Genomic DNA, 23,281 nt, shown 5'->3' on the forward strand with positions numbered 1-23,281 from the left:
GATACCTCAAACCCGCCATCCGCGGCGGCGCGTCGCACCTGGGCTAGCGCCTACAGAACCTTGCTGCCCAGGGCACTGGACAGCACCTCGTCATGCCCGTAGATGTCCGGCGCATACAGCAACTGCCCATGGCTGTCGGCCTGCACCGTCCAGTAGCTGAGCAGGATCGGCACCGGCTTGGCCAGGCGGAACTCATGGGTCAGGCCGGTAGCCAACAGGTCGTTGGTGCGCAGCCGTTCCGCCGGGCTCAGCAGCCAGTCGCGCAGTTGCAGGGCCTGTTCGACCCGCACGCAGCCTGAGCTGAAGGCCCGCGGTCCCTTGCTGAACAGGGCCTGACTCGGGGTGTCATGCAGGTACACCGAGAACGGGTTGGGGAAACGGATGGCGATGCGGCCCAGGGGGTTGCGCGGCCCCGCACCCTGGCGCAGGAGAATATTGCCCGGGCGCTCCCAGTCGATGTCCTCGGCGGCCAGGGGCTGGCCATTGGCGTCCAGCACCTGCAGGTTCTGGCGGTTGAGGAAGCCCTGGTCACGGCGGATCTCCGGCAGCTTGTCTTCCTTGAGGATGGTCGGCGGCACGGTCCAGGTGGGGTTCAGGGTCAGGCGCGTGACCTGGGATTTCAACAGCGGGGTCTGGCGCTCGGCGCGGCCGACCTGGGTGCGTGTCTGCCAGACCACCGCGTCGTCCTTGTAGAAGGTCAGCTGCGCCGCGGCGACATTGACCAGCACGATGTTCGGTTCGAAATCCTGGGCCAGCCAGCGCAGGCGTTCAAGGTTGATGCGCAGTTGCTCGCGGCGCTGGGACGGGCTGACGTTGAGCTCCTTGAGGGTGCCCGCGCCGATCACCCCATCGGCCTGCAGCGAGTGACTGAGCTGGAAGTTTTTCACTGCGCTCACCAGCTCACTGCTGTAGGTATTATCCGCACTGACCTGCGGGCTCGGCAGCAGGCCGCCGCGGTACAGGCGCAGGGCCAGGTCGGGGACGCGCTTGTCCTGCATGTCCGGGCGCAGCAACGGGCCACCGGCCACCACCTGCCATTGCGGCAAGGGTTGCTGGCGGCGCTGGGCATAGGCCTGGCGCAGGTTGCGGTACTGCTCAAGGTTGGGCCGCGCCTGTTCAAAGGCCGTGGCCAGATGCTCGACGCCCGGCACGGCCATCGCCAGCAGCGCCGCCTGGCGATCCTCCGGCAGCGGCTGGGCTCGCCACAACGGCTCGAAGCGGGCTTGGGACAGGCGTCCGTAATGCAGGTCCTGCAAGGCTTGCAGGTACTGCTGGCTGATCTCGATGTCGTGACACGGGTCGGCCGCCGGGCTGCTCGACGGCAGGTGGTAACGGCCAGGGTCCAGGCCGTCGTCCACCAGTTGCGCCAGCTGTGCCTGCAGGTCGGACACACGTCCTTCGACGCTCCACACCGGCTGCTCGCCCTGCTGCTGGTAGAAACCCAGCAACAGCTGTTGCTGGGCCGGATTCACGCGCGTGGCCAGGGCCGGACAAGCCACCGCCAGTTGCGTCAGCGCCAGTTGCATCGGGCTCGCCGGCAGCGGCGCCTGCTCCCCGGCCAGCGCGACCAATGGCGCAGCGAGCAAGCACAGGCTCAAGTAACATGCGTGTTTTTTGAACAACTGCTTTACTCCAATCCGTGGCCGCCAGCTTGACGGCCAATCGTTACGGCAGATGGGGAAGTCAATCAGGCCAGGGCCTTGAATATATAGACCAGCCTGCCGGGGGAACGACAGGACGTCAGGAGCCAAAGTGACCATGGGGATGCACTATACATGTTGACCTTCTTGTGCCGATTCTGCCTGGCGGCCATTGCCCTGGGCGCCATTTGCAGTCCTTCCTTCGCCGCCAACAAACCCCGCCCCGCCGCCAGCCCCGCGCTGTACGCCAGCCTCGCCCACGCCGCACCGGAACTCAATCCCCAGGCCCTGAAAAGTGCCCTCAGCGCCATGCAATGCGCAGTCGCCAGCGGTGCTCGCCAGGCCCGGCACCTGGCGGTGATCGACTACTCGCAACCGTCCACCGCACGACGCCTGTGGATCTTCGACCTGCGCAGCAAGAAACTGGTGCTGCGCGACCTGGTGGCTCACGGGCAGAAGTCCGGGGAAAACTTCGCCACCCAGTTCTCCAACCGCCTGGGCAGCTACCAGTCCAGCCTGGGCCTGTTCCGCACCCAGGAGAGCTACGAAGGCAGCCACGGCTACTCGCTGCGCATGGACGGCCTGGAGCCCGGTTTCAACGACCGCGCTCGCGACCGCGACATCGTGATCCATGCCGCCGACTACGTGAACCCCCTGTGGAGCCAGCGCCAGGGCCGCATCGGCCGCAGCCAGGGCTGCCCGGCGGTACGCCCGCAAGTGGCGCGCCAGGTGATAGACAAGCTCAAGGATGGCCAGTTCATGTTCTCCTGGTACCCGGACCAGCGCTGGCTGAAATCCTCGGCCTACCTCAACTGCCAGCCGCGCCAGGTGGCGAGCATCCTCAGTGCCAATGGCGGCTGAACAAAGGCGCTGAGCGCAGCGGCCAACCCGCTGCCGGGTTGCGCCGAGCGCCGGCGACGAGATACCGTTGCCGACCTGGAACGCCACCTCGCCCGAGCCGGACCTCATGCCTTCAGCGCCCTCCCTGCTTCTCCATCATCCCGGACCACGCCCGGCGTTCTACCGGGTTGCCGAACACCTGTGGGGCGCCGGTTGCAATGTGGACTCCGATGGCGACAGCAGAACCCCCGACGACGAGCAGTGGACCGAGCTGACCCTGATACTGCGCGCCTCCCCCGAGCAACGCCTGGACATCGACCCGCTGTCCCGGGAGCCCCTGGTCTTGCTGATCCGCGCTTCTGCGGCGGACCTGGGCGCCAGGGCCGCGCACTTCATCCAGTCGGTGGCAGGCGGCACCCTCCAGGCACACATCAAGGACCGATAAGGACCGGGCCCTGCCCTCTGGCAATGGCCCTCCTTCCCCCACAGGCAGCGCTTTTATGAATCCACCCGAGATCGACTTTTTCCCCGACTTCATCGCCGACCCGCAGCGGTTGTTCAACCACCTCAAGCAGGACGTGCAATGGGACGAGCGCATGCGTGCCCGCAAGACCGCCAGCTTTGGCGCGCCCTATGACTACTCGCAGATCACCTACCCGGCAGTGCCGATGCCCGAGGCCCTGGCACAGCTGTGCGAGCCGATCGAGCAACGACTGGGCTTTCGTCCCAACAATTGCCTGCTCAACTTCTACCCGGACGGGCAGTCCTCCATGGGCTTTCATTCCGACGCCAACGAACAGCTGGTGGAAGGCACCGGGGTAGTGATCGTCTCCCTGGGCCACCCGCGGGCCATGGTGTTCCGACACAAGGAAAGCGCTGCCACCTTCGACTACACACTGGCCAGCGGCTCGCTGCTGCACATGTCCGACGAGTTGCAAAAACACTGGCTGCACGCGATCCCCAAGGCGCCGGGTGCAGGCGAACGCATCAGCCTGTCGTTTCGCCTGCTCAAGGTGCAATAGTGCTGGACGCGGTCAGGATCGACCCTTGACTCGCGCCCGCCCCCATCGACAATGCCCGCCTGTGCCCACCGCTCTCCAAGAGGCCCCATGCAGTTGCTTCCCTGGTCCTATCCGTGCCCCGAAGGCTTCACCCTGCGCGGCCTGCGCTCCGAACCTTCGGGCAAACCCTTGCTGCACTTTCTCCACGGCAACGGCTTCTGCTCCATGGCCTATCGTCCGCTGCTGACCTTGCTGGCCGAGTCCTTCGACTTGTGGCTCAGCGATGTCCAGGGCCATGGCGACAGTGACCATGGCGGCCCGTTTCGCGGCTGGAACCGCACTGCGCAGCTGGCCGCCGAGGCGTTCGAGGCCGGGCGCGGGGCCTACGCCGACGTGCCGTGCTACGCCGTCGGCCACAGTTTTGGCGGGGTGCTCACCAGCCTGATCCTGGCCGAACGCCCCCTGCTGTTTCGCAAGGCCGTGCTGCTGGATCCGGTGATCTTCAGCCCGTCGATGATCAGTTCCCTGAGGCTGCTGTCGGCCCTGGGCCTCAATCGCCGCCACAGCCTGGCGCGCAAGGCCGCCGCTCGACGCCAGCACTGGCCGGACCGCGCCGCGGCCAGGGCCAGCCTGGCCAACCGGGGAATCTTCAAGGGCTGGAGCGAAGACGCCCTGAACGCCTATGTCGAGCACGCGCTGAAGGACGACGGCCAGGGCGTGGCGCTCAAATGCGCTCCCGAGCGCGAGGTGGACATCTTCAGCAGCTTCCCCCGGCACCTGTGGCGCTCCCTGCGCCAGGTGCAGACCCCGAGCCTGGTGATCCACGGTCGCGACAGCTACCCCTACGTGGCCCGTTCGGTGAAGCGCTGGGCAACCCTCAATCGCCACCTGAGCACGCAGGTCATCGAGGGCCAGCACTGCTTCATGCAAGTCGACCCGGCAGCCAGCGCACGAGCCATCCTCGGGTTTGTGCACCACGAAGGCCGCTGAAAACCCCGCCGCAGGCCCCCAGAATAGATGTCACCGTGATATCATTGCCCGGTTTCCCAGACCGGGCCGTGCATCCCGATCACCCCGGAACCCCTGGACAAGGCGCCGCCCAGACGCGCCTGCCACCCCGCCTTGTGTGCAAAAGACCGACGGCGCCATGGAGCCTGCTCCAACGCGCGCCGCATTGATGCAAACCGCGATGCCTGTCGCCGGTTGTACTTTTTGCCGCCACAAGGAACACAGTCATGCTCTTGAGAACGATGAACATTTCCCGCCGTGCAGGGTTCAGCTTCGCCCTGATCGCCCTGCTGGCACTGGGCCTGGGGGGGTTCTCATTGCTGGAAATGCAGCGCATGAACCAGCAATCCCTTGAGGTCGACCAGAACTGGCAGCCATCCATCGTTGCCGCCAACGCCCTGGCCCTGACCAGCACCCAGATCCGCACCATCACCCTGCGCATGCTGGTGGTCCGTGACAACAACGATGTCCAGGCGCTGCTCAAGCGCGTCGGCGAGCTCGACGAGCAGCTCGCCCACCAGCAAGGCGTCTACGAAAAACTGATCACCGAGGCCGAGGAGCGCAGCGCCTATGAACGCTTTCTCGGCGCCAAGGCGGCCTACAGCAAGGACCAGCACCGGGTGGTGGAACTGGTGCGCCAGGGGCAGAAGGAAGCCGCCATCGATGTCGTCGACGCCGGCCCGTACCTGGCCAACGCCGACACCATGCTCAAAGAGCTGCTGCAGATCATCGACACCAACACCCGGGGGGGCGTCGCCGCGGCCGAACACACCAGTGAGGTGTTCCATGGCGCCATCGGCATGGTCGCGCTGATCATGCTGGTCGTGGTGACCCTGACCATCGCCCTGGCCCTGCTGCTGACCCGCAGCATCGTGCGGCCCCTGGGCCAGGCCGTGGCCGTGGCGGAAACCATCGCCAACGGCGACCTCGGCCAGAGCATCACGGTCAGTGGCAAGGACGAACCGGCGCGCCTGCTGCAAGCCCTGCAGACCATGCAGGCCAGCCTGCGCGGCACCCTGCAACGCATTGCCGACTCCTCCAACCAGCTGGCGTCGGCCGCTGAAGAACTGCACGCGGTCACCGAGCACTCCAGCCAGACCCTGCACCAGCAGAGCAATGAAGTGGAACAGGCCGCCACCGCCGTCAACGAAATGACCGCGGCGGTGGAAGAAGTGGCGCGCAACGCCGTGAGCACCTCGCAAGCCTCCCAGGAAACCGACCGCACCGCCCACCACGGCCGCGAGCAGGTGCAGCACACCGTGGACTCCATCGGCCAACTGGCGACGGACGTGACCCAGACCTGTGAACAGGTCGAGCACCTGGCGGTGGACGTGCGCAATATCGGTCAGGTCCTGGAAGTGATCCGTTCGATCGCCGAGCAGACCAACCTGCTGGCCCTCAATGCCGCCATCGAAGCTGCCCGGGCCGGGGACGCCGGACGCGGCTTTGCCGTGGTCGCCGACGAAGTGCGGGCCCTGGCCCATCGCACCCAGCAGTCGACCCAGGAAATCGAAAGCATGATCAACACCATCGAGGAAGGCACCGAAGGCGCGGTCAGCGCCATGCGCAACAGCAACGAGCGGGCACACCTGACCCTGGAGGCGGCCCGCGCCTCTGGGCTGGCCCTGGACCAGATCACCCAGGCCATCACCATGATCAACGAGCGCAATCTGGTGATCGCCAGCGCCAGCGAAGAACAGGCCCAGGTGGCCCGGGAAGTGGACCGCAACCTGATCAATATCCGCGACCTCTCGACCCAGACCTCGGCCGGGGCCAACCAGAGCAACGCCGCCAGCCAGGAGCTGTCGCGCCTGGCAGTGGACCTCAACGCCCTGGTGAATCAGTTCAAGCTCTGAAAAGGCCGCTGCAAGCTTCGAGCGGCAAGCTTCAAGTTCAAAGCTTGCCGCTTCAGAACGCGTAGCGGCCAATCACTTGCCGGACCTTGGCCAGGGCCAGGCCCAGATCGGCCATGTCCACCGAGCCCAACGCCAGGCGAATGGCGTGGGGCACCGGCCCGGCGCCGACGAAGGGCTCGGCGGTGGACACCGAGACGTTCTCCCGCAGCAGTGCCATGACCACCTGATCGGCCCGGACCTCCTCGGGCAACGGCAGCCAGAGGAAGTAGGCGTTCGGATGGCTGACGTAGGCCAGCCCGGTCATGACCTCCCGAGCCAGGGCCTGACGGGCCCTGGCATCCTCGCGTTTTTCCTGCTCCAGCCGCGCCACGGTGCCATCCTCGATCCAGGCGCAGGCCAGGGCAGTCATCACTCCCGGAGTGTTCCAGGTGGTGGCACGGATCGCGCGCTCGATCGGCGGCACCCACTGCCGAGGCGCCACCACGTAACCGACCCGCAGGCCGGTGGCCACGTTCTTCGAAAACCCCGAGACGTACACCGTGAGATCCGGCGCCAGGGCGGCCAGGGGCGGCGGCGGACTGGGCGCCAGGAAGGCGTAGGCGGCGTCTTCGATGATCAGCAGCCCATGGGCCCGGGCAATCGCCACCAGCCGCTGGCGCCAGGCCAGGTCCAGCACCCAGCCCATGGGGTTGTGCAGGGTTGGCATGGCATACACCGCACGCACCCGCCGCCGTCGGCACAGCGCTTGGAGACCGTCGAGGTCCGGGCCCTGGTTGCCCAGGGGAATGGCCACCAGCTCCAGCCCATGGGCCTCGGCCACCACCTTGAACCCGGGGTAGGTCAAGGCATCCACCGCCACCACGTCGCCGGGCTTGAGCAGCGCCATCACCGTGGTCGCCAGGCCGTGCTGGGCGCCACTGACCATCAACACCTGCTCGCCCGCAACCGTCAGCCCGCAACCGGCCAGGTAGCGAGCCAGCGTCGCCCGTTCATGGGCGCGCCCGGCGTGCGGCTGGTAGCGCAGCAAGGCTTCCAGATCGCCAGCCAAGGCCAACTGGCGCAAGGCGTTGCGCAGCAGCTCCGCCTGCCCGGGCAGCGCCGGGTAGTTGAAGTTCAGGTCCAGCGTGCCCGGCGTGGCGACCGGCTGATCCACCCCCTGTCCCGGAGGCAGGGCGGTTTCCCGAACATAGGTGCCGCGTCCGGCTTCGCCGCTGACCAGGCCCATGGCTTCCAGCTCGGCATAGACCCGGGACGCGGTGACCAGCGCCAGCCCCTCCCGCGCCGCCAGTTGGCGATGGGTGGGCAGGCGAGTGCCCGGGGCCAGTACCCCGGCGCGGATGTCGGCGGCAAAGGCATCCACCAGTTGCTTGTAGCGAGCACGGGCCATAGGGCGCTGTATCCATGACAATTTTTTGATTGTGCTGATCTTCGATCCTAGGATGCCTTCGACACAAGCTCCGCCGCCGCGGCCCCTCATCTCATGAGCACTCCCTCAATGGCACGAACATCGAACCTGCAATCACCCGCCCTGCAATCCTCCGCCAGCGGCTGGCTCAACGGCTTTATCGGGGTGCTGATCTTCAGCGGCTCGCTGCCGGCAACCCGGGTCGCGGTACTGGAGTTCGAGCCGTTGTTCCTCACCGTGGTCCGCGCCAGCCTCGCCGGGGTTCTGGCCCTGTGTCTCCTGCTGCTGTTCAAGGAAAGGCGCCCGAGCCCGGGGCAACTGCTGCCCCTGGGTATCGTCGCCCTGGGGGTGGTCCTGGGCTTTCCGCTGCTGACCGCCCTGGCCCTGCAATACGTGACCTCGGCCCACTCCATCGTGTTTCTTGGCCTGCTGCCTCTGGCCACCGCCGTGTTTGGAGTGTTGCGTGGCGGCGAGCGACCGCGCCCGGTGTTCTGGCTGTTTTCCCTGCTGGGCAGCCTCCTGGTGGTGGGCTACGCCCTGTCCCAGGGCCTCACGGCCTCCCCGCGGGGCGATGCGCTGATGCTCCTGGCGGTGCTGGTCTGCGGCCTGGGCTATGCCGAAGGCGCCAAGCTGTCGCGGACCCTGGGCGGCTGGCAGGTGATCTGCTGGGCCCTGGTGCTGTCGTTGCCGATCATGGCCGCGCTGACCCTGTTCAGCGCCCCGCCCGACTTCGGCGGCATCAGCCTGCCGGCCTGGTTCAGCCTGGGCTACATCTCGCTGTTCAGCATGCTGATCGGGTTTGTCTTCTGGTACCGCGGCCTGGCTCAAGGCGGGATCGCCGCCGTCGGCCAGCTGCAGTTGCTGCAGCCGTTCTTCGGTCTGGCCCTGGCCGCCGGCCTGCTGCACGAACAGGTCAGCCTGGGCATGCTCGGGGTCACTCTGGCGGTGATCCTCTGCGTGGCCGGGGCAAAGCGTTGGGCCAAGTGATAGAAACGACAGTGGCAGGCTCAAGAGGCCTGCCACTGCTTGCGCCTTACCTGGCGACGGGTGCTGCAAACGGCTTGGGGTCTAGGTCGGAGAGATAGTGGCAAGCGCACCGATTGCGATGGTCAAGGCTAAAAATCCAAACAAGAAAAACGCCATCTTAGTCATCAGGCCTCCTGAACAGTAGGTGTGCGGTGCAGCGGGCCCGGTTTCCAGCCGGGAGGCCGGACGGGCGCGCCATTTTCAAACCTCGGCTGTTCTGATAACAGACGCAGATACGCGAGAAAAATACGGATCAGAAGCATCTGCCGGCTCTCGCTCGCCCATCCCCGAGCGCCTGTGTGGCCCTAGCGCCGGGCCAGCTTGTAGCGCACGCAATCCTCGTAGAAGCTTTTGCGCAGGGCCTCGGGCCTGATCCGCGAGGCACTGTCGTAGGTCTGTTCGGTGATCCCCAGGGCCATCATGCGCATCCAGCCCTTGCTGAACTTGTAGGTCTGGATCTTCTGCCGCGCCGCGTACAGCGACACCCCGGACAACTTCAGCTCCTGAGCCCGGGCAGCAGTGCCAGCGCCCCAACTGCAAACATAACGGTCATTGGCCTGCAGCTCTCTGGCCTGGGCCATCCCGGCCCCGCCCAGCAGGGCGCAGGAAGTCAGCGTTATCAACACATGGCGCATTTATCGGTCACCTAACCACCTGAAAATAAAGTGATTTTGCCGATACCTCGGCCAGTGCGGGGCCAGCAGATTGCCTTATCGATCAAGGCAAAGTGCCTGCCACTGCTGGCCCGTCATGCGGTACAGGCGCACCGGTCGTTGATGAAACTCGATCTCGCGGAACGCGCTGAAGCCGGCCTTCTGCGCTACCCGCAGGGAGGCGCCGTGGTCCGGCTCGATGATCACCACGACGGATGCCAAAGGCCACTGGCAAAAGACCCACCGCAGCACACCCCGGGCCGCCTCCACCGCCAGCCCCCGATTCCAGAAGCGCGTGGCCAGGCGATACCCCAGGTTGAGCTCTTGCACCTCGCCCACCTGTTCCGGACTGACGCCGCAGAACCCTGCCAACTCGCCACTGGACTTCTCCACCAGGGCCCAGGGGCCCGTGCCCCGTTCGGCATAGCACTCCAGACACCAGTCGATGAACTGGCCGGTGGCCTGCTCGTCGCAGACCCCGCGCAGGGAGTACTACATCACCAGGGGATCACTGAGAATCGCGGTCAGTGCGGGTAAATCGTCCCGGGTCAGAGGACGCCCGATCAGGCGTGGGGTTTCGAATAAAGGCATCCTGTGCTCCCTGGATTGTGCTTGGCCGGCTCAGTATTCCAGAAGGGAATGCACGGATAAAAATCGCGCATTTTATTTATCGCCCGGGATCTCTTAGCGTGTCCGTTCCCCCATTGGAGATCCCGCCGTGACCGACGCCCGTCCACGCCTGTACGTCGATGCCCAGTTCACCAGCCCCTATGCCCTGTCAGTGTTCGTGGCGTTGCGGGAAAAAGGCATCGACTTCGAACTCATCCCCCTTGACCTCGATGCCGGTGAGAATCGCGCCCCGGACTATGCCCGGCTGTCCCAGACCCAGCGGGTGCCGACCCTGGTGCATGACGGCTTTGCCCTGTCCGAATCCTCGGCCATCACCGAATACCTGGAGGAGCTGTTCCCCGAAATACCCGTCTATCCCCAAGATCGACAACAGCGAGCCAAGGCCCGCCAGGTCCAGGCCTGGCTGCGCAGCGATTTGCTGCCGATCCGCCAGGAGCGCTCGACCCTGGTGGTGTTCTATGGCTGCAAGGGCGAACCTCTGTCGCCACCCGCCCAAGCGGCGGTGGCCAAGCTGATCGATACGGCGCAAGCGCTGTTGGCGCAGGGTCGTGACTGTCTGTTCGGCCAGTGGTCGATTGCCGATGTCGACCTGGCGCTGATGCTCAACCGGCTGATTCTCAACGGTGACCCGATGCCGGCGCGCCTGGTGGACTATGCCCGCCGCCAATGGCAGCACCCGGCGGTGCAGGAATGGCTGCAACTGCCACGCCCGGCGCTGTAGTCGCCAGCGGCTGAAGGTGTCGGCAACGCGGTAGACGGCAAACACCCTCCCGGCCAGCCGGGAGGGTGCATGGAACGACGGGACAGGCGCCTCAGGAGGCCAGCAACGGCCGCTGGTCATAGTTCTTGGCATAGGCGTTCTCTACGCCGGGAAGAATTTCCACTATCGAGAAGTAGCGATCCCAGAACGGCGTTTCCCGCAGTTCTTCCACCAACAGCTCATAGGCGTGATGGCTGCTGGCCTGCCACCACCAGAGATCGGTGACCCGGGCCGAATAGAACTCGATATCGAAAAAGCGCATGGACACCTCTGCCGAGTGCTTCTGCAGAATCGGCTCCATCTGGGTACGCATCAGATGAAAGCGCTCCTCGACGGAGAATCCCAGCCACTCCGGGGTGGTTTTGACCAGCATGAATACGCTGAGCACGGCGACAGACATAGTGTTGACTCCTGACGAACAAAGGGTTGAGAGATAGGATTTGCCCCAGCAGAATACGAGTCATCACTCACCTTTCAAACTCGCATTGGCGCCATGTCAAAACACCCTGTCGCTCCCCCCTTGAACCCGCGTAAAGCCCCGAGTCAGCGTCGTTCGGCGCACACCGTCGAGGCCATTCTGGAAGCCGCTGCTCGCATTCTGGAAACCCAGGGCCTCACCGCCTGCTCCACCAATGCCGTGGCGCAACGGGCCGGGGTCAGCATCGGCTCGCTGTATCAGTACTTTCCCAATCGTGATGCCCTGACCGTGGCTCTGATCGAGCGCGAGACCGCGCAACTGCTGCGCGACATCCAGGCGGCCAGCGATCTCAGCGGCGCCCTGGAGCGCATCCGCGCCATGGTCCAGGCCGCGGTGGCCCACCAGTTGCGCCGGCCGGAACTGGCCCGGGTCATCGATTTCGAGGAACGGCGGCTGCCGTTGCAGGAGCGCCATCAGCGAGTGGCCCAGGTCATTCATCAAGCCCTGGTCGAGGCCTTGCAACTGGCCGATGCGCCATGGGTGCTCGATGACGTGACCACGGTGGCCCATGACCTGTTCGCCCTGACCCACGGCATGATTGACGCCGCGGGTGAGCGAGGTGAAACCGATGCCCTGAACCTGGAGCACCGGGCCATGCGCGCCATCCGCGGCTACCTGGCGCTGAGCGGGGAATGATCCGCCGGTGCGGCGCAGGCCTCTTCGGCCGACCTGGACCGACCAACAGATGCCGGGCAAAGCCGGTGCCGGCCAGGGACAGGCATGCCAGGAACGCAGGCAATCCCGGCCGATCGCAGCCTCGCCAGCGGCAACGGACAACGCCAGAAAAGTACCCGTGCGCCGATCCGGCTGGTATGGTGCGCCCCTTGGAAATACACCGCCCGACCCTGAGGAACCTGACCTTGAGCAGTGAAGCAAAAATGACCGGTGACCTGTTCGAAGTCGACAAGCGCCTGGCCCTCAAGCCCATCGTCGACTTCAACAGCTACCTGCGCGCCGCCTTCGCCGACGGCCCCTGCACCTGTGGCCGCTGCGTCGCCAGCCAGGGTGACGAAACCGGCTACGAGCACCCGCACAGCTTCAACTTTGCCGGCAAGGTAGCCAACCGCCGCTTCGCCACCACCGCCGGCAGCGACGTGCTGCTGGCCCTGAAGAAGGCCTGGCTGTCCTTCACCAAGGCCGAACTGCCCAGCAGCGGCAACCTCGACCTGACGACCGTGAAAGAGTTTGTCGAACCCGAGCTGCACAAACGGCTGCTCCCCTTGTTCGTCGCCAGTGGCCTGGTTCAAGACGTGGATGGCCAGTTGCAGATTCAGGCGCAAGTGGCGGCTTGAAGACCAGGGCATGCCTCTGCCCGGAGCACAGAGGCGTGCGACCTAGAGCCAGCGCCGCACGCGCCGTCGATAGTCGGTAAAGTCCGCACCAAACAATTGCCCGAGCGCCCGTTCTTCGGGAGCGATCTGCAAACGGTTCATGTACAGGACAAAGCCCAGGACGCCCGGCAGCACCAGGGGCGAGGCCAGGTACAGCCCCCAGGCCAGCAACCACAGGGCAAAGCCGACATACATCGGGTTGCGGGTGTAGCGGTAGATGCCCGACGTGACCAACGCTGAGGCCGCTTCGGGTTTCAAGGGGTTGACCGTGGTCCGGGCACGCCGGAACGAGATTCCGCCCGCCAGGACGAACAGCAGCCCCGCCCCGACCACAGGCAGCGCCAACAACAGGCGTGTGCTCCAGGCCAGGTCAAGTCCCGGCAGCCCTAGCGATGCGCCGCCCATCAGCCCGCCGAACGCCAGCGCGACCAGCGGTGGCGGAACCCTGTTTTCCAGTGCCTGCATCATGCTTCTTCCCTCGAAATGCTGCGCAATCGCCAAGCGGCGGATCCCTGGCCTCAGGGGTAGTCCATCGCCCGGCACCTCCTACCGTCGCTCAATGATGCAACAGCAAATGCCTTGCAAACCGGCACCGCCCACTTGAGCATCAGCGCGCAGTTGTACATCCTCCGGGCTTCGACTTGATAGCCCGGCGCCAGCTTGAGCCCCCGACCGAACAGGTTGTAGCAGCGCCAGCCCCGACACTCTGGAAACCCTCAGCATGCAAATCCCCCATCAAGGCAGCTGCCTGTGCGGCGCGGTGACTTATCAAGTATCCGGCGCGTTGAAAGCCGTCGCCCACTGCCACTGCCGCAAGTGCCAGAAAGGCCACGGCGCGGCCTTTGCCTCCTACGCCAGCACGCCGCGCGCGAATCTGCACGTCAGCGACTCCGGCGCCGCCCTCAAGGGCTATGAGTCCTCCCCTGGCGTGCTGCGCCAGTTCTGCTGCCACTGTGGCTCATCACTGTTCTGGCAAGATGCCCGGGGCGAATACGCCGAGTGGATTTCAATCGCCATCGCCACCCTGGATACGCCCTTCACGGCCCCCAAGCAGAAGCACCACTGCGTGGCAATGAAGGCCAGCTGGCATGCCATCACCGATCACTACCCGCAACTGCCCTGACCCCGGGCGCAGCCGTGTCCCTGACCTGAAGGATTGCCCAACAGATGAGCCAGCACTGGTGCTACGTATGGCTACTGCCGCTGCTGGAAAGCCCCTATGAGTCGGTAGCGGCCAACCTGCCCGGCGCCCTGGCCGAGCTGGATATCAAGCACCCGCTGCCCCAGGCGGTCGAGCTGCGCCAGTTGCTGCTGACCGCCCTGGAGTCCGACTCGGAATACTGGGCGCAACGTGCCGTGACATGGCTGGAGGCAGGCTTTCCACTGGATCGCGAGCTGTGCGAAACCCTGCTGCATCAGGTTTCTCGAAAACGCTTCAGCCAATCCATCCGGCACCGGCTGACGCCCCTGGGCAAGCGCTGGCTGCGTCAGCACCGTCCGACAAACTGAATACCACCGCGCCCGGCGCCGCTAGCGCGCCGCCAGGTCCTTGGGTTTGTAGAACAGGAAATTGCCGATTTCAGTGGTCTTGATGTAGCTCTTGGCCCACTGCGGTGAAACGCTGCGGTCGTGAAAGTACAGGGCGCCGCCGGTGCGGTCCTTGAGCTGCTGATTCAGCGCCTTGCGCGCAATCTCCTTGGCCAGGCTATAACGCCCCTCCTCTTGCACCTGGTCGGGACGGCCATCGCACCACCAGGAGAACTGGCAGGGACTTTTTTCCGAGCCTTGCTTGACCACTTCGCACAGGGTAGACGGAAAACCCTCATGGCCCAGGCGGTTCAGGACCACATCGGCCACCGCTTCCATATCGGCAGACTCCCCTCCTTTGGCTTCCCAATACAGGGTCCGCGACAGGCAGGTGATGGCATCGTCCACCGGTGCCTGTCCGGCGGGATCCACGGCCTGGACTTCCGTCCTGGTGATGGGGGCCGCCTGGGGCTCGGCCTTGGGACTCTCTTTGTCCGCGACCTTCTGCTCCAGGACCTGGGCCTTGTCCTTGGCGACTTCCTGGACCGCAGGTTGCGGCTCGGCGGCCAGGAGCTGGGCGATGTAGAGCATCAAACCGTAGCAGGTAAGCCTTGCAATGAAGTGCATGATCGACTCTTCCAACAAGTCATGGACCCTGGGTCAACGCCAGCCCTGAGCCTTCAAGCGACAGAGCCGCGCACCGAGGCCGGCGCATGGGCACGTCGGCGACAAGCGACGGGTCATGAGAGGGCCATATCGAGTCGACCATGGCGCCACAAAAACATTCCCTCGAAAAACGCTCACCGGGCCAGGGACGCTGGACCTCGACGCAGCGCCCCGGCTGATCACTTAGAACTTGTAGCCCAACCCCACCATGTACACGAACGGGTCGACATCCACGTTGACCTTGGAGCGCACCCCGAGCTGGCTGTTGTTCACATAGGCATCGGTGTTGATGTCGATGTAGCGCAGCTGCGCATTGAGCATCAGTCGGTCGCTGAGCATGTAGTCCATGCCCACTTGTGCCGCCCAACCCCAGGAATTGCCGGCGCGGAAGTTGTCGAAACCGGCGGCGGAAGCCCGGCTGCCGACCTTTTCATCGTAGATCCAGGTGTAGTTGAGCCCCGCCCCCACATAGGGCTGGAACGCCGATTTGCTGTGCATCGGGTAGTACAGCAGGCTCAGGGTCGGTGGCAGGTGCTTGAGGGAGCCAAGCTTGCCATCGGCGATACCGCCGGCGGTGCCACTGAGGCTCACGTTGTGTTCAAAGGGGGTCGCCGCCAGCAGTTCCACCGCCAGATGGTTGGTCAGCATGTAGGCGAAGTTCAGGCCCAATTGGGTATCGCTGCCCAGGCTCGCCTTGCCGCCCAGGCTGGTGCCGGCCAGGGCGCCGCGATCGACCTTGACGCTGGAGCTGCTCTCGCGCGGGTCCACCGTCACCGCGCCGGCACGGACAATAATGTCGCCGGCCTCGAAGGCCTGGGCCGTGGAAACGGCCAGGGCAGCCAACAGCAGGCTGGTACTCAGAAGGGTCAATTTACGCATGCATCACTCCACTACTCGAACAACGGCCAACCCGCCAGTCGTGATCACGGCGGGCTGTGCCAGGGAGGCTCGAGTATCGAGAAGCGGGTACGCGCGCACATCTGCCGAATGACATAGGCCGTGGCCGATCAGCCCGGGGATGCATTGCGAGGTGTTTCGTGGCGCCAGGCCAGGAGCAGGCGCCACGGGGCAAGCGAGCCTGTTTTTGCTCAGTCGAGCAACCCGGCGTTCTTCAGCAACTCGCCCAGCCCCTGGGGAACCAGCGGCGAGCCTTCGCTAAAGCTGCGGCTGTCATGCCAGCGGGCAACGAACGGGGCGCCGTCGCTTTCCCGGGCATCGAGATGGGCGCGCTGGTAAACCCTCGGATCGTCGAAGCGGGCGTCGTAGACCTGGACGATTTCATGGCCGGGTTTGCCGGCGAACGTGAACAGGCTTTCCAGGGTGCCGATCAGGCGCAGGTTGCTGATCGACTGTCCCAATTCCTCCTGCACCTCACGGACAATCGCCCGGGCACTGTGCTCACCGAAATCGATACCGCCGCCCAGCGGCCGGAACAGCGTCTGTTGCGTGTCGGCATCAACGAACTGATTGACCAGGATCTTGCCCTGGTGGTGGAAGACACACAGCGCGAGCGCGCGAATACGGGGTTCAGACACGGGATAAAGTCCATTTGCCGGTACGAGGCGCGGCATTAGAACACAGCGCAGCGAGCATCAACCAAGGTAAAAATACTTCACCGCCAACGCCGGCACCTCCTCCATCGCCGACCACAGCTGCTCGTCCAGCTCGCCGCTGATCAACTCATGCTGCTCGTCGCTCAGCAGCTCGGGAAGGTCCCACAACCGCTGCAGTGGCGGGTGATGTTCAAGAGGTCCGAGCAACTGCCGCTGGCGGCTGACCAGCCTGCGGGTGTTGCGCGCACCGATGGCCGCCAGGGTGTCCAGCGCCAGCTCACAGGTCTGCTCGCCCCAGTTGCAGAAGAACTGCAGGAAGCCGCCGTTGTAACCGTCCGCCTCCAGGCGCCAGAGCGCGACGATGGCTTGATCGTCCGCCGGCAACCGCTCGAGCTGCCACTCCACGGCCTGCAAGCGCGCCATGGACTCATTGCACAGGTGCTCCCAGATCCAATCGATGGCCTCGACGCTGACACCCGACTCTCCCAACTGCGGCCAGGACACCCGACGCCCTCGGTGCTCGATCTGAAAGTCCACCCGCTGCTCGGGCGTGGCCTCTTGCAGGATTCGGTAGCGACTCAACGGCTGCCGCAGGTGCAGGCCATCGGCCCAGCCGAGGCAGAGCATTTCGGCGTCGAAGCTGACATGGGTAATGGGGCTGAGGTTCATCGAGCAGATCCTTGCATAAAGAGGGTCAATGGCGCTGCGCCGGCGGATTACTCGCCAGCGGCCACGGGGCGCCGCGGGCCCATGCCGTTGAGCAGCGAGAACAGCACCCCGGCCAGCAGCCCGAGCAGCAGGAACGGAAAGATCCCCCGGTTGAACAAGGGGACCCAGTAGTCCAGCCCCGAGGCCCCCTTCAGTGATCCGGCGAACAATCCCGGGGCCCCGGACAGCAGCCAGATCAACAGGCCACTGAGCCCGCCACCGATTACATGGCGCCAGCCGGTGGCGAGGAAACGGTCCACCAGCCATAGCATCGGCCAGCTGACCAGCATCGAGAGCCACGCGCCGATCAGCGCCCCGAGCGAGAAAACCGCCAGGCTTTGCTCCCCCTTCGGATAGAGCGTCACCGCCACCCCGCCCAGGGTCAGCGCCCCTGACAGCGGCACAGCCAGAACCCGCCACCCTTGCCGCGCCCGCCCATGAAGCGGCACCGACAGTTGCTCGATACCGCGGATCAGCAGGCTGTACAGACCGCCCAGGAGCAACCCGCCGGCCAGCGGCAACAGCAACAACTGCGTCCACGAGGTGCGCACCAGCAAGGTAGCGACCAGACTCAGGATCAGGCCGAGCCACAGGTAGCGCGTCCTGGCTTGCGGCCAGCGCCGGTCCATCCACAGCAACAGGGGAATGCCCAGGACCATGGCAATCACGCTGCCAAACAGAAACCCGGAAAACAGCTGCGTACCATTCCAGCCCTTGATCAGGCCCTTGGTCACGGCATAGACCAGACCGGCGCATGCCGGCAGTGCAAACAATCGGAGTTCGGCATTGGGCCGCATTGGGTTCCACCTGGGTTGGCAGCGGGTGCCGGATTGAATAATGGAGCGTTTCTACACAACTGCGGCGGACTAATCCACTGCTGGAAAAAACTTGCGCCACCTTGAGCGGGGTAATGGCTTCTTGCGCACTATCGGGTTATACAACGGGTCGAAAATTCATCCGCCCCCTCAACGTAAAGCCCCCAGCGATGCTTTCAGCCCAACAAGCCTGTGCCCTGGTGCTCGCCATGCATGACGGCATGATCAACGATGGAAAGCCCGAGCGTTTTGTCATTCAGTCCTGCGAGCTCTGCCCCCAGGGGGCTTACTGGGTGATCCGCTGCCGCGCTCCTGCTAGCGCTCCGGCGCAGGTTGCAATGACCAGGCGTTGACCGACGCGATCATGTCATCGCGAACGACGCCGATGCTTGAACTGCATTTGAAAGAGTAAACAGGCCCATGAAAATCTACCTCGACGACGAACGCCAGACCCCGCCCGGCTGGATTCGCACCTACTGGCCGGACGAAGTCATCGCGCTGCTCGAAGCCGGCGGCGTCGAACAGATCAGCCTCGACCACGACCTCGGAGATGACGCGCGCGGCACCGGTTACGACGTGATCCTGTGGATCGAAGAGGCGGTGGCGCTGCAGGGGTTCTGTCCACCGCAGATTCATATCCACTCGGCCAATGCCTCCGCCGTGGAAAAGATGCGCGCGGGGGTGCAAGCGATCAATCGGCTGGCCCGCGACAACGGATGCCGCCAACCCACCGACAACAGAGGCCACTGACCCCATGAGCGGCAACCTGTACGGATACATCCACTGCCTTGACCCTTCGCCGGCCGCCGAAGCGCACAATCGCGCGGTTCTGCACAGCCTGCCAGTGACCGGGGCGCAGATCACCAGGGCGCTTTTCAGCCTCCTGCCCCACAGCCGGGGGCATTGCTACTACGGGCATATGCTGCACTTCGCCTGCGCCCCCAAAGGCAGTTATGACTTCGAGGATTCGTGGCTGGCCGAATACGAAGCCCTGCTGGAGCGCTTGTTCTGGGACAGCTCGGAAGTGGTGCATACCTATTGCGGCGAACGTCGGACCTGGGGCTCCAGTAAAACCCAAGGGCTCGCACCACCAACAGGCTTGCAGATCAGCCAGCGGAAGGTCTTTCCCTCCTACCACCACCTGGAGCCCGTCGAGGACAGCGATGTAGCGACGCCGGGGCACCGCTGAAGGTGCCAGCACCGGCTTGATTGTCACGCCACGCAGTTACACAACATGCGCGGCGAGCGGCGCCGGGCTGGACCAATCGGCCCTCAACAAGCCGTACTGCACCAGATCATGATGAGCTCCCAGCCAATACCCCGCCTGGCGGGAAAGCCCTTCGCGGACAAACCCCAGCCGCTCCAGCAACCTGAGGCTCGCCAGGTTCTGCGGGTGCACCTGGGCCTCGATACGGTTCAGCGCCATCTGCTCGAAGCCCCAGCCCACCGCGGCGTGCAACGCCTCGCTCATCAGGCCCTGCCCTTGTGCCGGTTTTGCCAGTTCGAAGCCGATGGCGCAGCTGCGCCACTGGCGGTTCCATTTGAACAGGCCACAGGTGCCCAGCAGGCCGGGATCGGACTGGCGCTCGATGCCCCAGCGAACGCCCGGGTTGGGCAAGCTCCGCCAACCGGCGAACAGTGCCAGCAATTGCTCGGCCTGCCGGTCATCCGTGATGGGGTCGGTGCCGAACCACTGCATGGCCTCGGCATCGCTGTGAATCGCGAACAACGCCGGGACATCGGCCGTGCACAGTTCCCTGAGGATCAGGCGTGGGGTACGGATAACCGGAAAGTCGCTCATATCGACACCCGCCCTAGCCTGCCAAGCGCTTGCCCAGGATGAGCGCATACTCGTCCTTGATCGGCTCAAAGCCGTACTTGTGCTCCAGGCGCTTGACGATGAAGTGCCCGCGGGCCATGTCCTGATAGAAGTCGGTGAACAGCGCATTGATGGTGGCGCCGGTAAAGGCGCCGATCACCGGCACCGCCTGGGCCGCGAACTTGCTGGAAATGGTCACGCCGTAACGGCTGGCGACCTTCTCGATCAACAGCGCCAGCCACTTGCCCACCTGCCCCGGAGACAGCCTGCCGGCCGCCCCGGCGCCTTGCCGGGCGGCAATGGCCGCCAGCTCCTTGGACAATTGCTGCATGGCCTGGGTGGTGAAACTGCGGGTGATGTAATAGCCGGTCTCGGTGGCGTCGTCGGCCTGGCTGTTGCCACCCATGGCAAACACTTCGATGCACGCCTGCTTGGTGGCGAAGTCCTCCAGGTCGAAGCCTTCGCTGCGGGCCACATCGGCCACCGAGCGCATCATGATGGTGGTGGAAATAGGCAGCTCGACGAACAGCGCGGCAAACCCGAAAGCGCCGCCCACCGCACCGGAAGTGGCGGCATAGACTTTGTGCAAGAGCGTCGAGGCCTGTTTTTTCGGGGTGTTCTCCAGGCTCCACAGCGCGGCATCGGCCGAGGTATGCAGCGCAGCCACCACCGCGCCGTTGATCTTTGCGGACACCCAATTGGGCAAGGCCTTGACCGCGCTTTCAATCGGCGAGCCGAGCAGGCCGGACAGGCGCGCGGTCAATGAAGGGGATTCCAGCAGGCTGACCGCCCGCTTCAGGTCCTGATAATCCTCGGGACTGTCTTTGATGCTCACCGGCTTCTCCATGGGCTGCGACCTACTGCGCCCGGGAAGCATAAACCGCTTGCCGCTCAGATCACGACAAGATTCATCCTGCCGGGGCGCCCCCACGCAGCTGACGCTTCATGGGGGCGCCGAGGTGGAGCAGGTCAATCCTGCAACCAGACCCGCACCTGAGGCTGCGCGCCTTCGATGAACACCAGGCTGGCCACCTGCCCCGCCTCGATCAGGTCCTGACGGGCCCATTGCAGGGACTCCAGCAGCGGCGCGTGTTGCACCAGCTCAACGCGCGCCACTGCGGCCTTCATCGACTGCCGGGCATCGGACTTGGCCTTGCGAATGGCCGCCAGCGCGGCACTGACCGCCTCCAGCAACGGCTCGACATAGTCCTCGGCCACCTGCGCCTCGGGCCACGGGGCCCGGTGCACCGAACCCGGCTGCCAGCAACGCCAGACCTCCTCGCAGACAAAGGGCAGAAACGGCGCGAACAAACGTTGCAGGACACTCAAGGCCGCCGCCAGGGCGTTGCGCGCCGAGTGGCCCTCGGGGCGATAGGCGCGGCGTTTGACCAGCTCGACATAGTCATCGCAGAACCACCAGAAGAAGCCCTCGATGCCAATCAGCGCGCTGCTGTAGTCGTAGCCCTCCAGCGCCGCCTCGGCGGCGGCGGTGACCGCCCCCAGGCGTTGCAGCATGGCCTGGTCCAGCCTCTGCTCGACCGGCCCCTGCGGGTCGCCCGGCACGCCGAATACCAGCTTCGACAGGTTGAACAACTTCAGCGCCAGGCGCCTGCCGATCTTCATCTGCTGCTCTTCGAAGGCGGTGTCGCTGCCCGGGCGCCCGAGGGCCGCCCAATAGCGCACGGCATCGCTGCCGTATTGCTCCAGCAAGCCCTGGGGCGTGACCACATTGCCCCGCGACTTGGACATCTTCTTGCGGTCCGGATCGAGGATCCAGCCCGACAGCGCCACATGCTTCCAGGGCACCGCGGCCGCCTCGAAGTGGCTGCGCACCAGGGTCGAGAACAGCCAGGTGCGGATGATGTCGTGGCCCTGGGGGCGCAGGTCCATGGGGTAGACCCGGGCAAACAGGTCGTGGTCCTCCTCCCAGCCGGCGGCGATCTGCGGGGTCAGGGAGCTGGTGGCCCAGGTGTCCATGATGTCCCGCTCGCCGATAAAGCCATGGGGCTGGCCGCGTTGCTCGGGGCGGTAGCCCGCTGGCGTGTCCAGGGTCGGGTCCACCGGCAGCGAGGCTTCGTCTGCCAGGATCGGCCTGTCGTAGTCCGCTTCGCCCTGGGCATCCAGGGGATACCAGAACGGAAGCGGCACGCCGAACACCCGCTGGCGGCTGATCAGCCAGTCGCCATTGAGGCCGCCGACCCAGTGCTCGTAGCGGCTGCGCATGAACGGCGGATGCCACTCCAGGGCCTGGCCGCGACCGAGCAACTGCTGGCGCAGTTCAGCGCTGCGCCCACCGTTGCGCAGGTACCACTGGCGCGTGGCGACGATCTCCAGGGGCTGGTCGCCCTTCTCGAAAAACTTCACCCCGTGACGGATCGGCCGTGGCTCGCCCAGCAAGGCGCCGCCTTCGCGCAACAACGCCAGCAATGTCTTGCGCGCCTGGGGCAGGCTGCGCCCGGCCAGCGCTTGATAGGCCTGGCGCGCGGCCGGAGTGGCCAGCCAGTCGGGAACCTGGGCCAGCAGCCGACCGTCCGCGCCGATGATCGAGCGGGTCGGCAGTTGCAGTTCGCGCCACCAGAGCACATCGGTCAGGTCGCCAAAGGTACAGACCATCGCCAGCCCGCTGCCCTTCTGCGGGTCGGCCAGGGCGTGGGCCAGCAACGGCACCTCGACCTCGAACAGCGGCGAGCGCAGGTGCTGGCCGAAGCGCCCCTGGTAACGCGGATCGTCCGGATGCGCCACCAGCGCCACACAGGCCGCGAGCAATTCGGGACGGGTGGTGGCAATGCTCAGGTCCGGTCCCTCGATGCCTTCAAAACGCAGGTCGTGATAGGCCCCGGCCACCTCCCGCTCCTCCAGCTCAGCCTGGGCCACGGCGGTCTGGAAGGTCAGGTCCCACAGGCAGGGCGCCTGCTGGCTGTAGAGCTCGCCGCGCCGGTAGTTGCGCAGCAAGGCACGCTGGCTGACCCGTTGCGCACGCTCATCGATGGTGGCGTAGGTCAGGCCCCAGTCCACCGACAGGCCCAGTTGCATGAACAAGCGGCGAAAGGCCTGCTCGTCGACGGCGGTCAACTGGTGGCACAGCTCGACAAAGTTGCGCCGACTGACCGGCGCATAGTCGGCGCGGCGCTCGGCGACCCGGGTCGGTGGCTGCAACTGCGGCTGGTAAGACGCCAGGGGCTCGCAGCGCACGCCGTAGTAGTTCTCGACCCGGCGTTCGGTGGGCAAGCCGTTGTCGTCCCAGCCCATGGGATAGAACACGGCCTTGCCGCGCATGCGTTGGAAGCGCGCGATGATATCGGTGTGGGTGTAGCTGAACACATGGCCGACGTGCAACGAGCCCGAGGCCGTGGGTGGCGGTGTGTCGATGGAGTAGACCGCGTCCCGGGTGGCACTGCGATCGAAGGCGTAGGTGCCCTCTTCCAGCCAGCGCTGGGACCAGCGTGTTTCGAGGTGTTCAAGCGAGGGTGTGGCGATGGGGCAAAGCGTTGCGGTTACACGTTTAACGGTGACATAGCATCCTCCTGTTATCACCCGGTGGCGCCGCAAAGGTCGGCGCCGAGGG

General features: G+C 65.2%; 27 protein-coding genes and 1 pseudogene. 14 read left to right on the plus strand and 14 right to left on the minus strand.

Translation table 11 applies throughout. The features are described 5' to 3' along the window. Positions 1 to 50: 50 nt before the first annotated feature. Positions 51 to 1,622, minus strand: a complete 1,572-nt coding sequence (locus ACMGG8_RS22555; RefSeq protein ID WP_414158451.1) for a L,D-transpeptidase family protein — start codon at positions 1,620 to 1,622, stop codon at positions 51 to 53. 153 nt (positions 1,623 to 1,775) lie between these two features. On the opposite strand from ACMGG8_RS22555, the gene ACMGG8_RS22560 reads away from it, so the two are divergent. From ACMGG8_RS22560 to ACMGG8_RS22585, 6 genes and pseudogenes are all read left to right on the plus strand, one after another. After that, positions 1,776 to 2,501 carry a murein L,D-transpeptidase catalytic domain family protein gene (locus ACMGG8_RS22560; RefSeq protein ID WP_016965372.1) on the plus strand — a complete coding sequence of 242 codons (726 nt, stop codon included), beginning with the start codon at positions 1,776 to 1,778 and terminating at the stop codon, positions 2,499 to 2,501. Positions 2,502 to 2,607: 106 nt separating this feature from the next. Beyond that, entirely contained in the window at positions 2,608 to 2,925 is a 318-nt protein-coding gene (locus tag ACMGG8_RS22565; protein WP_414158452.1) for a hypothetical protein, read from the plus strand. A 55-nt stretch (positions 2,926 to 2,980) separates the two neighbouring features. After that, complete coding sequence (locus ACMGG8_RS22570; RefSeq protein ID WP_060838730.1) at positions 2,981 to 3,502, plus strand: alpha-ketoglutarate-dependent dioxygenase AlkB family protein; 522 nt, start codon at positions 2,981 to 2,983, stop codon at positions 3,500 to 3,502. A gap of 87 nt (positions 3,503 to 3,589) precedes the next feature. Then, on the plus strand, positions 3,590 to 4,471 hold the full coding sequence (locus ACMGG8_RS22575) for an alpha/beta fold hydrolase (protein ID WP_414158453.1): 882 nt from the start codon (positions 3,590 to 3,592) through the stop codon (positions 4,469 to 4,471). Positions 4,472 to 4,731: 260 nt separating this feature from the next. Beyond that, positions 4,732 to 5,487: pseudogene (locus tag ACMGG8_RS22580) on the plus strand (MCP four helix bundle domain-containing protein); the annotation flags it as partial. Continuing rightward, complete coding sequence (locus ACMGG8_RS22585; RefSeq protein WP_414159969.1) at positions 5,482 to 6,345, plus strand: methyl-accepting chemotaxis protein; 864 nt, start codon at positions 5,482 to 5,484, stop codon at positions 6,343 to 6,345. The pseudogene ACMGG8_RS22580 and the gene ACMGG8_RS22585, both read left to right, overlap by 6 nt. A gap of 52 nt (positions 6,346 to 6,397) precedes the next feature. Here the strand turns inward: ACMGG8_RS22585 and ACMGG8_RS22590 are convergent, their stop codons facing one another. Next, complete coding sequence (locus tag ACMGG8_RS22590) at positions 6,398 to 7,732, minus strand: PLP-dependent aminotransferase family protein (RefSeq protein WP_414158454.1); 1,335 nt, start codon at positions 7,730 to 7,732, stop codon at positions 6,398 to 6,400. A 108-nt stretch (positions 7,733 to 7,840) separates the two neighbouring features. Here ACMGG8_RS22590 and ACMGG8_RS22595 point away from each other — a divergent pair, with 108 nt between their 5' ends. Further along, complete coding sequence (locus tag ACMGG8_RS22595; protein ID WP_414158455.1) at positions 7,841 to 8,737, plus strand: DMT family transporter; 897 nt, start codon at positions 7,841 to 7,843, stop codon at positions 8,735 to 8,737. A 344-nt stretch (positions 8,738 to 9,081) separates the two neighbouring features. On the opposite strand, the gene ACMGG8_RS22600 is transcribed toward ACMGG8_RS22595, so the two are convergent. Then, positions 9,082 to 9,411, minus strand: a complete 330-nt coding sequence (locus tag ACMGG8_RS22600; RefSeq protein ID WP_060838725.1) for a hypothetical protein — start codon at positions 9,409 to 9,411, stop codon at positions 9,082 to 9,084. Positions 9,412 to 9,486: 75 nt separating this feature from the next. Continuing rightward, positions 9,487 to 9,915: a GNAT family N-acetyltransferase gene (locus ACMGG8_RS22605; protein ID WP_414159970.1), complete on the minus strand. Its 429-nt coding sequence runs from the start codon at positions 9,913 to 9,915 to the stop codon at positions 9,487 to 9,489. Positions 9,916 to 10,147: 232 nt separating this feature from the next. On the opposite strand from ACMGG8_RS22605, the gene yfcF reads away from it, so the two are divergent. Further along, complete coding sequence (gene yfcF / locus ACMGG8_RS22610; protein ID WP_060838723.1) at positions 10,148 to 10,780, plus strand: glutathione transferase; 633 nt, start codon at positions 10,148 to 10,150, stop codon at positions 10,778 to 10,780. Between the two features lie 91 nt (positions 10,781 to 10,871). Here yfcF and ACMGG8_RS22615 read toward each other — a convergent pair whose 3' ends face one another. Next, entirely contained in the window at positions 10,872 to 11,219 is a 348-nt protein-coding gene (locus ACMGG8_RS22615; RefSeq protein ID WP_060838722.1) for a darcynin family protein, read from the minus strand. A 93-nt stretch (positions 11,220 to 11,312) separates the two neighbouring features. On the opposite strand from ACMGG8_RS22615, the gene ACMGG8_RS22620 reads away from it, so the two are divergent. Both ACMGG8_RS22620 and ACMGG8_RS22625 read left to right on the plus strand, forming a co-directional pair. Beyond that, the gene (locus ACMGG8_RS22620) at positions 11,313 to 11,933 is read left to right on the plus strand and encodes a TetR/AcrR family transcriptional regulator (RefSeq protein ID WP_414158456.1); all 621 of its coding nucleotides are present in this window, start codon (positions 11,313 to 11,315) and stop codon (positions 11,931 to 11,933) included. A gap of 242 nt (positions 11,934 to 12,175) precedes the next feature. After that, complete coding sequence (locus tag ACMGG8_RS22625) at positions 12,176 to 12,589, plus strand: hypothetical protein (protein ID WP_375136241.1); 414 nt, start codon at positions 12,176 to 12,178, stop codon at positions 12,587 to 12,589. Between the two features lie 42 nt (positions 12,590 to 12,631). Here the strand turns inward: ACMGG8_RS22625 and ACMGG8_RS22630 are convergent, their stop codons facing one another. Further along, positions 12,632 to 13,093, minus strand: a complete 462-nt coding sequence (locus tag ACMGG8_RS22630; protein ID WP_060845103.1) for a methyltransferase family protein — start codon at positions 13,091 to 13,093, stop codon at positions 12,632 to 12,634. A 256-nt stretch (positions 13,094 to 13,349) separates the two neighbouring features. Between ACMGG8_RS22630 and ACMGG8_RS22635 the strand changes: the two genes are divergently transcribed. Together ACMGG8_RS22635 and ACMGG8_RS22640 are read left to right on the plus strand one after the other, a co-directional pair. After that, positions 13,350 to 13,751: a GFA family protein gene (locus ACMGG8_RS22635; RefSeq protein ID WP_235758478.1), complete on the plus strand. Its 402-nt coding sequence runs from the start codon at positions 13,350 to 13,352 to the stop codon at positions 13,749 to 13,751. 44 nt (positions 13,752 to 13,795) lie between these two features. Further along, a complete protein-coding gene (locus ACMGG8_RS22640; RefSeq protein ID WP_060838718.1) occupies positions 13,796 to 14,137 on the plus strand; it encodes a hypothetical protein in 342 nt (113 codons plus the stop codon). A 21-nt stretch (positions 14,138 to 14,158) separates the two neighbouring features. Here ACMGG8_RS22640 and ACMGG8_RS22645 read toward each other — a convergent pair whose 3' ends face one another. The 5 genes from ACMGG8_RS22645 to ACMGG8_RS22665 all read right to left on the minus strand — a co-directional run bounded on the left by ACMGG8_RS22645 (position 14,159) and on the right by ACMGG8_RS22665 (position 17,879). Then, positions 14,159 to 14,782: a cell wall hydrolase gene (locus tag ACMGG8_RS22645; RefSeq protein WP_414158457.1), complete on the minus strand. Its 624-nt coding sequence runs from the start codon at positions 14,780 to 14,782 to the stop codon at positions 14,159 to 14,161. 222 nt (positions 14,783 to 15,004) lie between these two features. Further along, positions 15,005 to 15,700: an OmpW/AlkL family protein gene (locus ACMGG8_RS22650; protein ID WP_414158458.1), complete on the minus strand. Its 696-nt coding sequence runs from the start codon at positions 15,698 to 15,700 to the stop codon at positions 15,005 to 15,007. A 209-nt stretch (positions 15,701 to 15,909) separates the two neighbouring features. Next, positions 15,910 to 16,356, minus strand: a complete 447-nt coding sequence (locus tag ACMGG8_RS22655) for an NUDIX hydrolase (protein ID WP_173655892.1) — start codon at positions 16,354 to 16,356, stop codon at positions 15,910 to 15,912. Between the two features lie 57 nt (positions 16,357 to 16,413). Continuing rightward, complete coding sequence (locus tag ACMGG8_RS22660; protein ID WP_414158459.1) at positions 16,414 to 17,043, minus strand: DUF4375 domain-containing protein; 630 nt, start codon at positions 17,041 to 17,043, stop codon at positions 16,414 to 16,416. Positions 17,044 to 17,090: 47 nt separating this feature from the next. Further along, the gene (locus ACMGG8_RS22665) at positions 17,091 to 17,879 is read right to left on the minus strand and encodes a hypothetical protein (RefSeq protein WP_060838713.1); all 789 of its coding nucleotides are present in this window, start codon (positions 17,877 to 17,879) and stop codon (positions 17,091 to 17,093) included. 438 nt (positions 17,880 to 18,317) lie between these two features. Here ACMGG8_RS22665 and ACMGG8_RS22670 point away from each other — a divergent pair, with 438 nt between their 5' ends. Both ACMGG8_RS22670 and ACMGG8_RS22675 read left to right on the plus strand, forming a co-directional pair. Further along, a complete protein-coding gene (locus ACMGG8_RS22670) occupies positions 18,318 to 18,647 on the plus strand; it encodes a cyclic-phosphate processing receiver domain-containing protein (protein ID WP_060843215.1) in 330 nt (109 codons plus the stop codon). Positions 18,648 to 18,651: 4 nt separating this feature from the next. After that, a complete protein-coding gene (locus ACMGG8_RS22675) occupies positions 18,652 to 19,086 on the plus strand; it encodes a hypothetical protein (protein WP_414158460.1) in 435 nt (144 codons plus the stop codon). Between the two features lie 36 nt (positions 19,087 to 19,122). Here ACMGG8_RS22675 and ACMGG8_RS22680 read toward each other — a convergent pair whose 3' ends face one another. The 3 genes from ACMGG8_RS22680 to valS form a co-directional block, all read right to left on the minus strand. Further along, the gene (locus ACMGG8_RS22680; RefSeq protein ID WP_414158461.1) at positions 19,123 to 19,698 is read right to left on the minus strand and encodes a GNAT family N-acetyltransferase; all 576 of its coding nucleotides are present in this window, start codon (positions 19,696 to 19,698) and stop codon (positions 19,123 to 19,125) included. 13 nt (positions 19,699 to 19,711) lie between these two features. After that, the gene (locus ACMGG8_RS22685; RefSeq protein WP_250330390.1) at positions 19,712 to 20,563 is read right to left on the minus strand and encodes an EcsC family protein; all 852 of its coding nucleotides are present in this window, start codon (positions 20,561 to 20,563) and stop codon (positions 19,712 to 19,714) included. A gap of 122 nt (positions 20,564 to 20,685) precedes the next feature. After that, positions 20,686 to 23,250, minus strand: a complete 2,565-nt coding sequence (gene valS, locus ACMGG8_RS22690; RefSeq protein WP_414158462.1) for a valine--tRNA ligase — start codon at positions 23,248 to 23,250, stop codon at positions 20,686 to 20,688. Positions 23,251 to 23,281 lie beyond the last annotated feature (31 nt).

Origin of the sequence: Pseudomonas sp. BNK-45 (assembly GCF_047456255.1) — a bacterium.
Lineage (GTDB): Bacteria > Pseudomonadota > Gammaproteobacteria > Pseudomonadales > Pseudomonadaceae > Aquipseudomonas.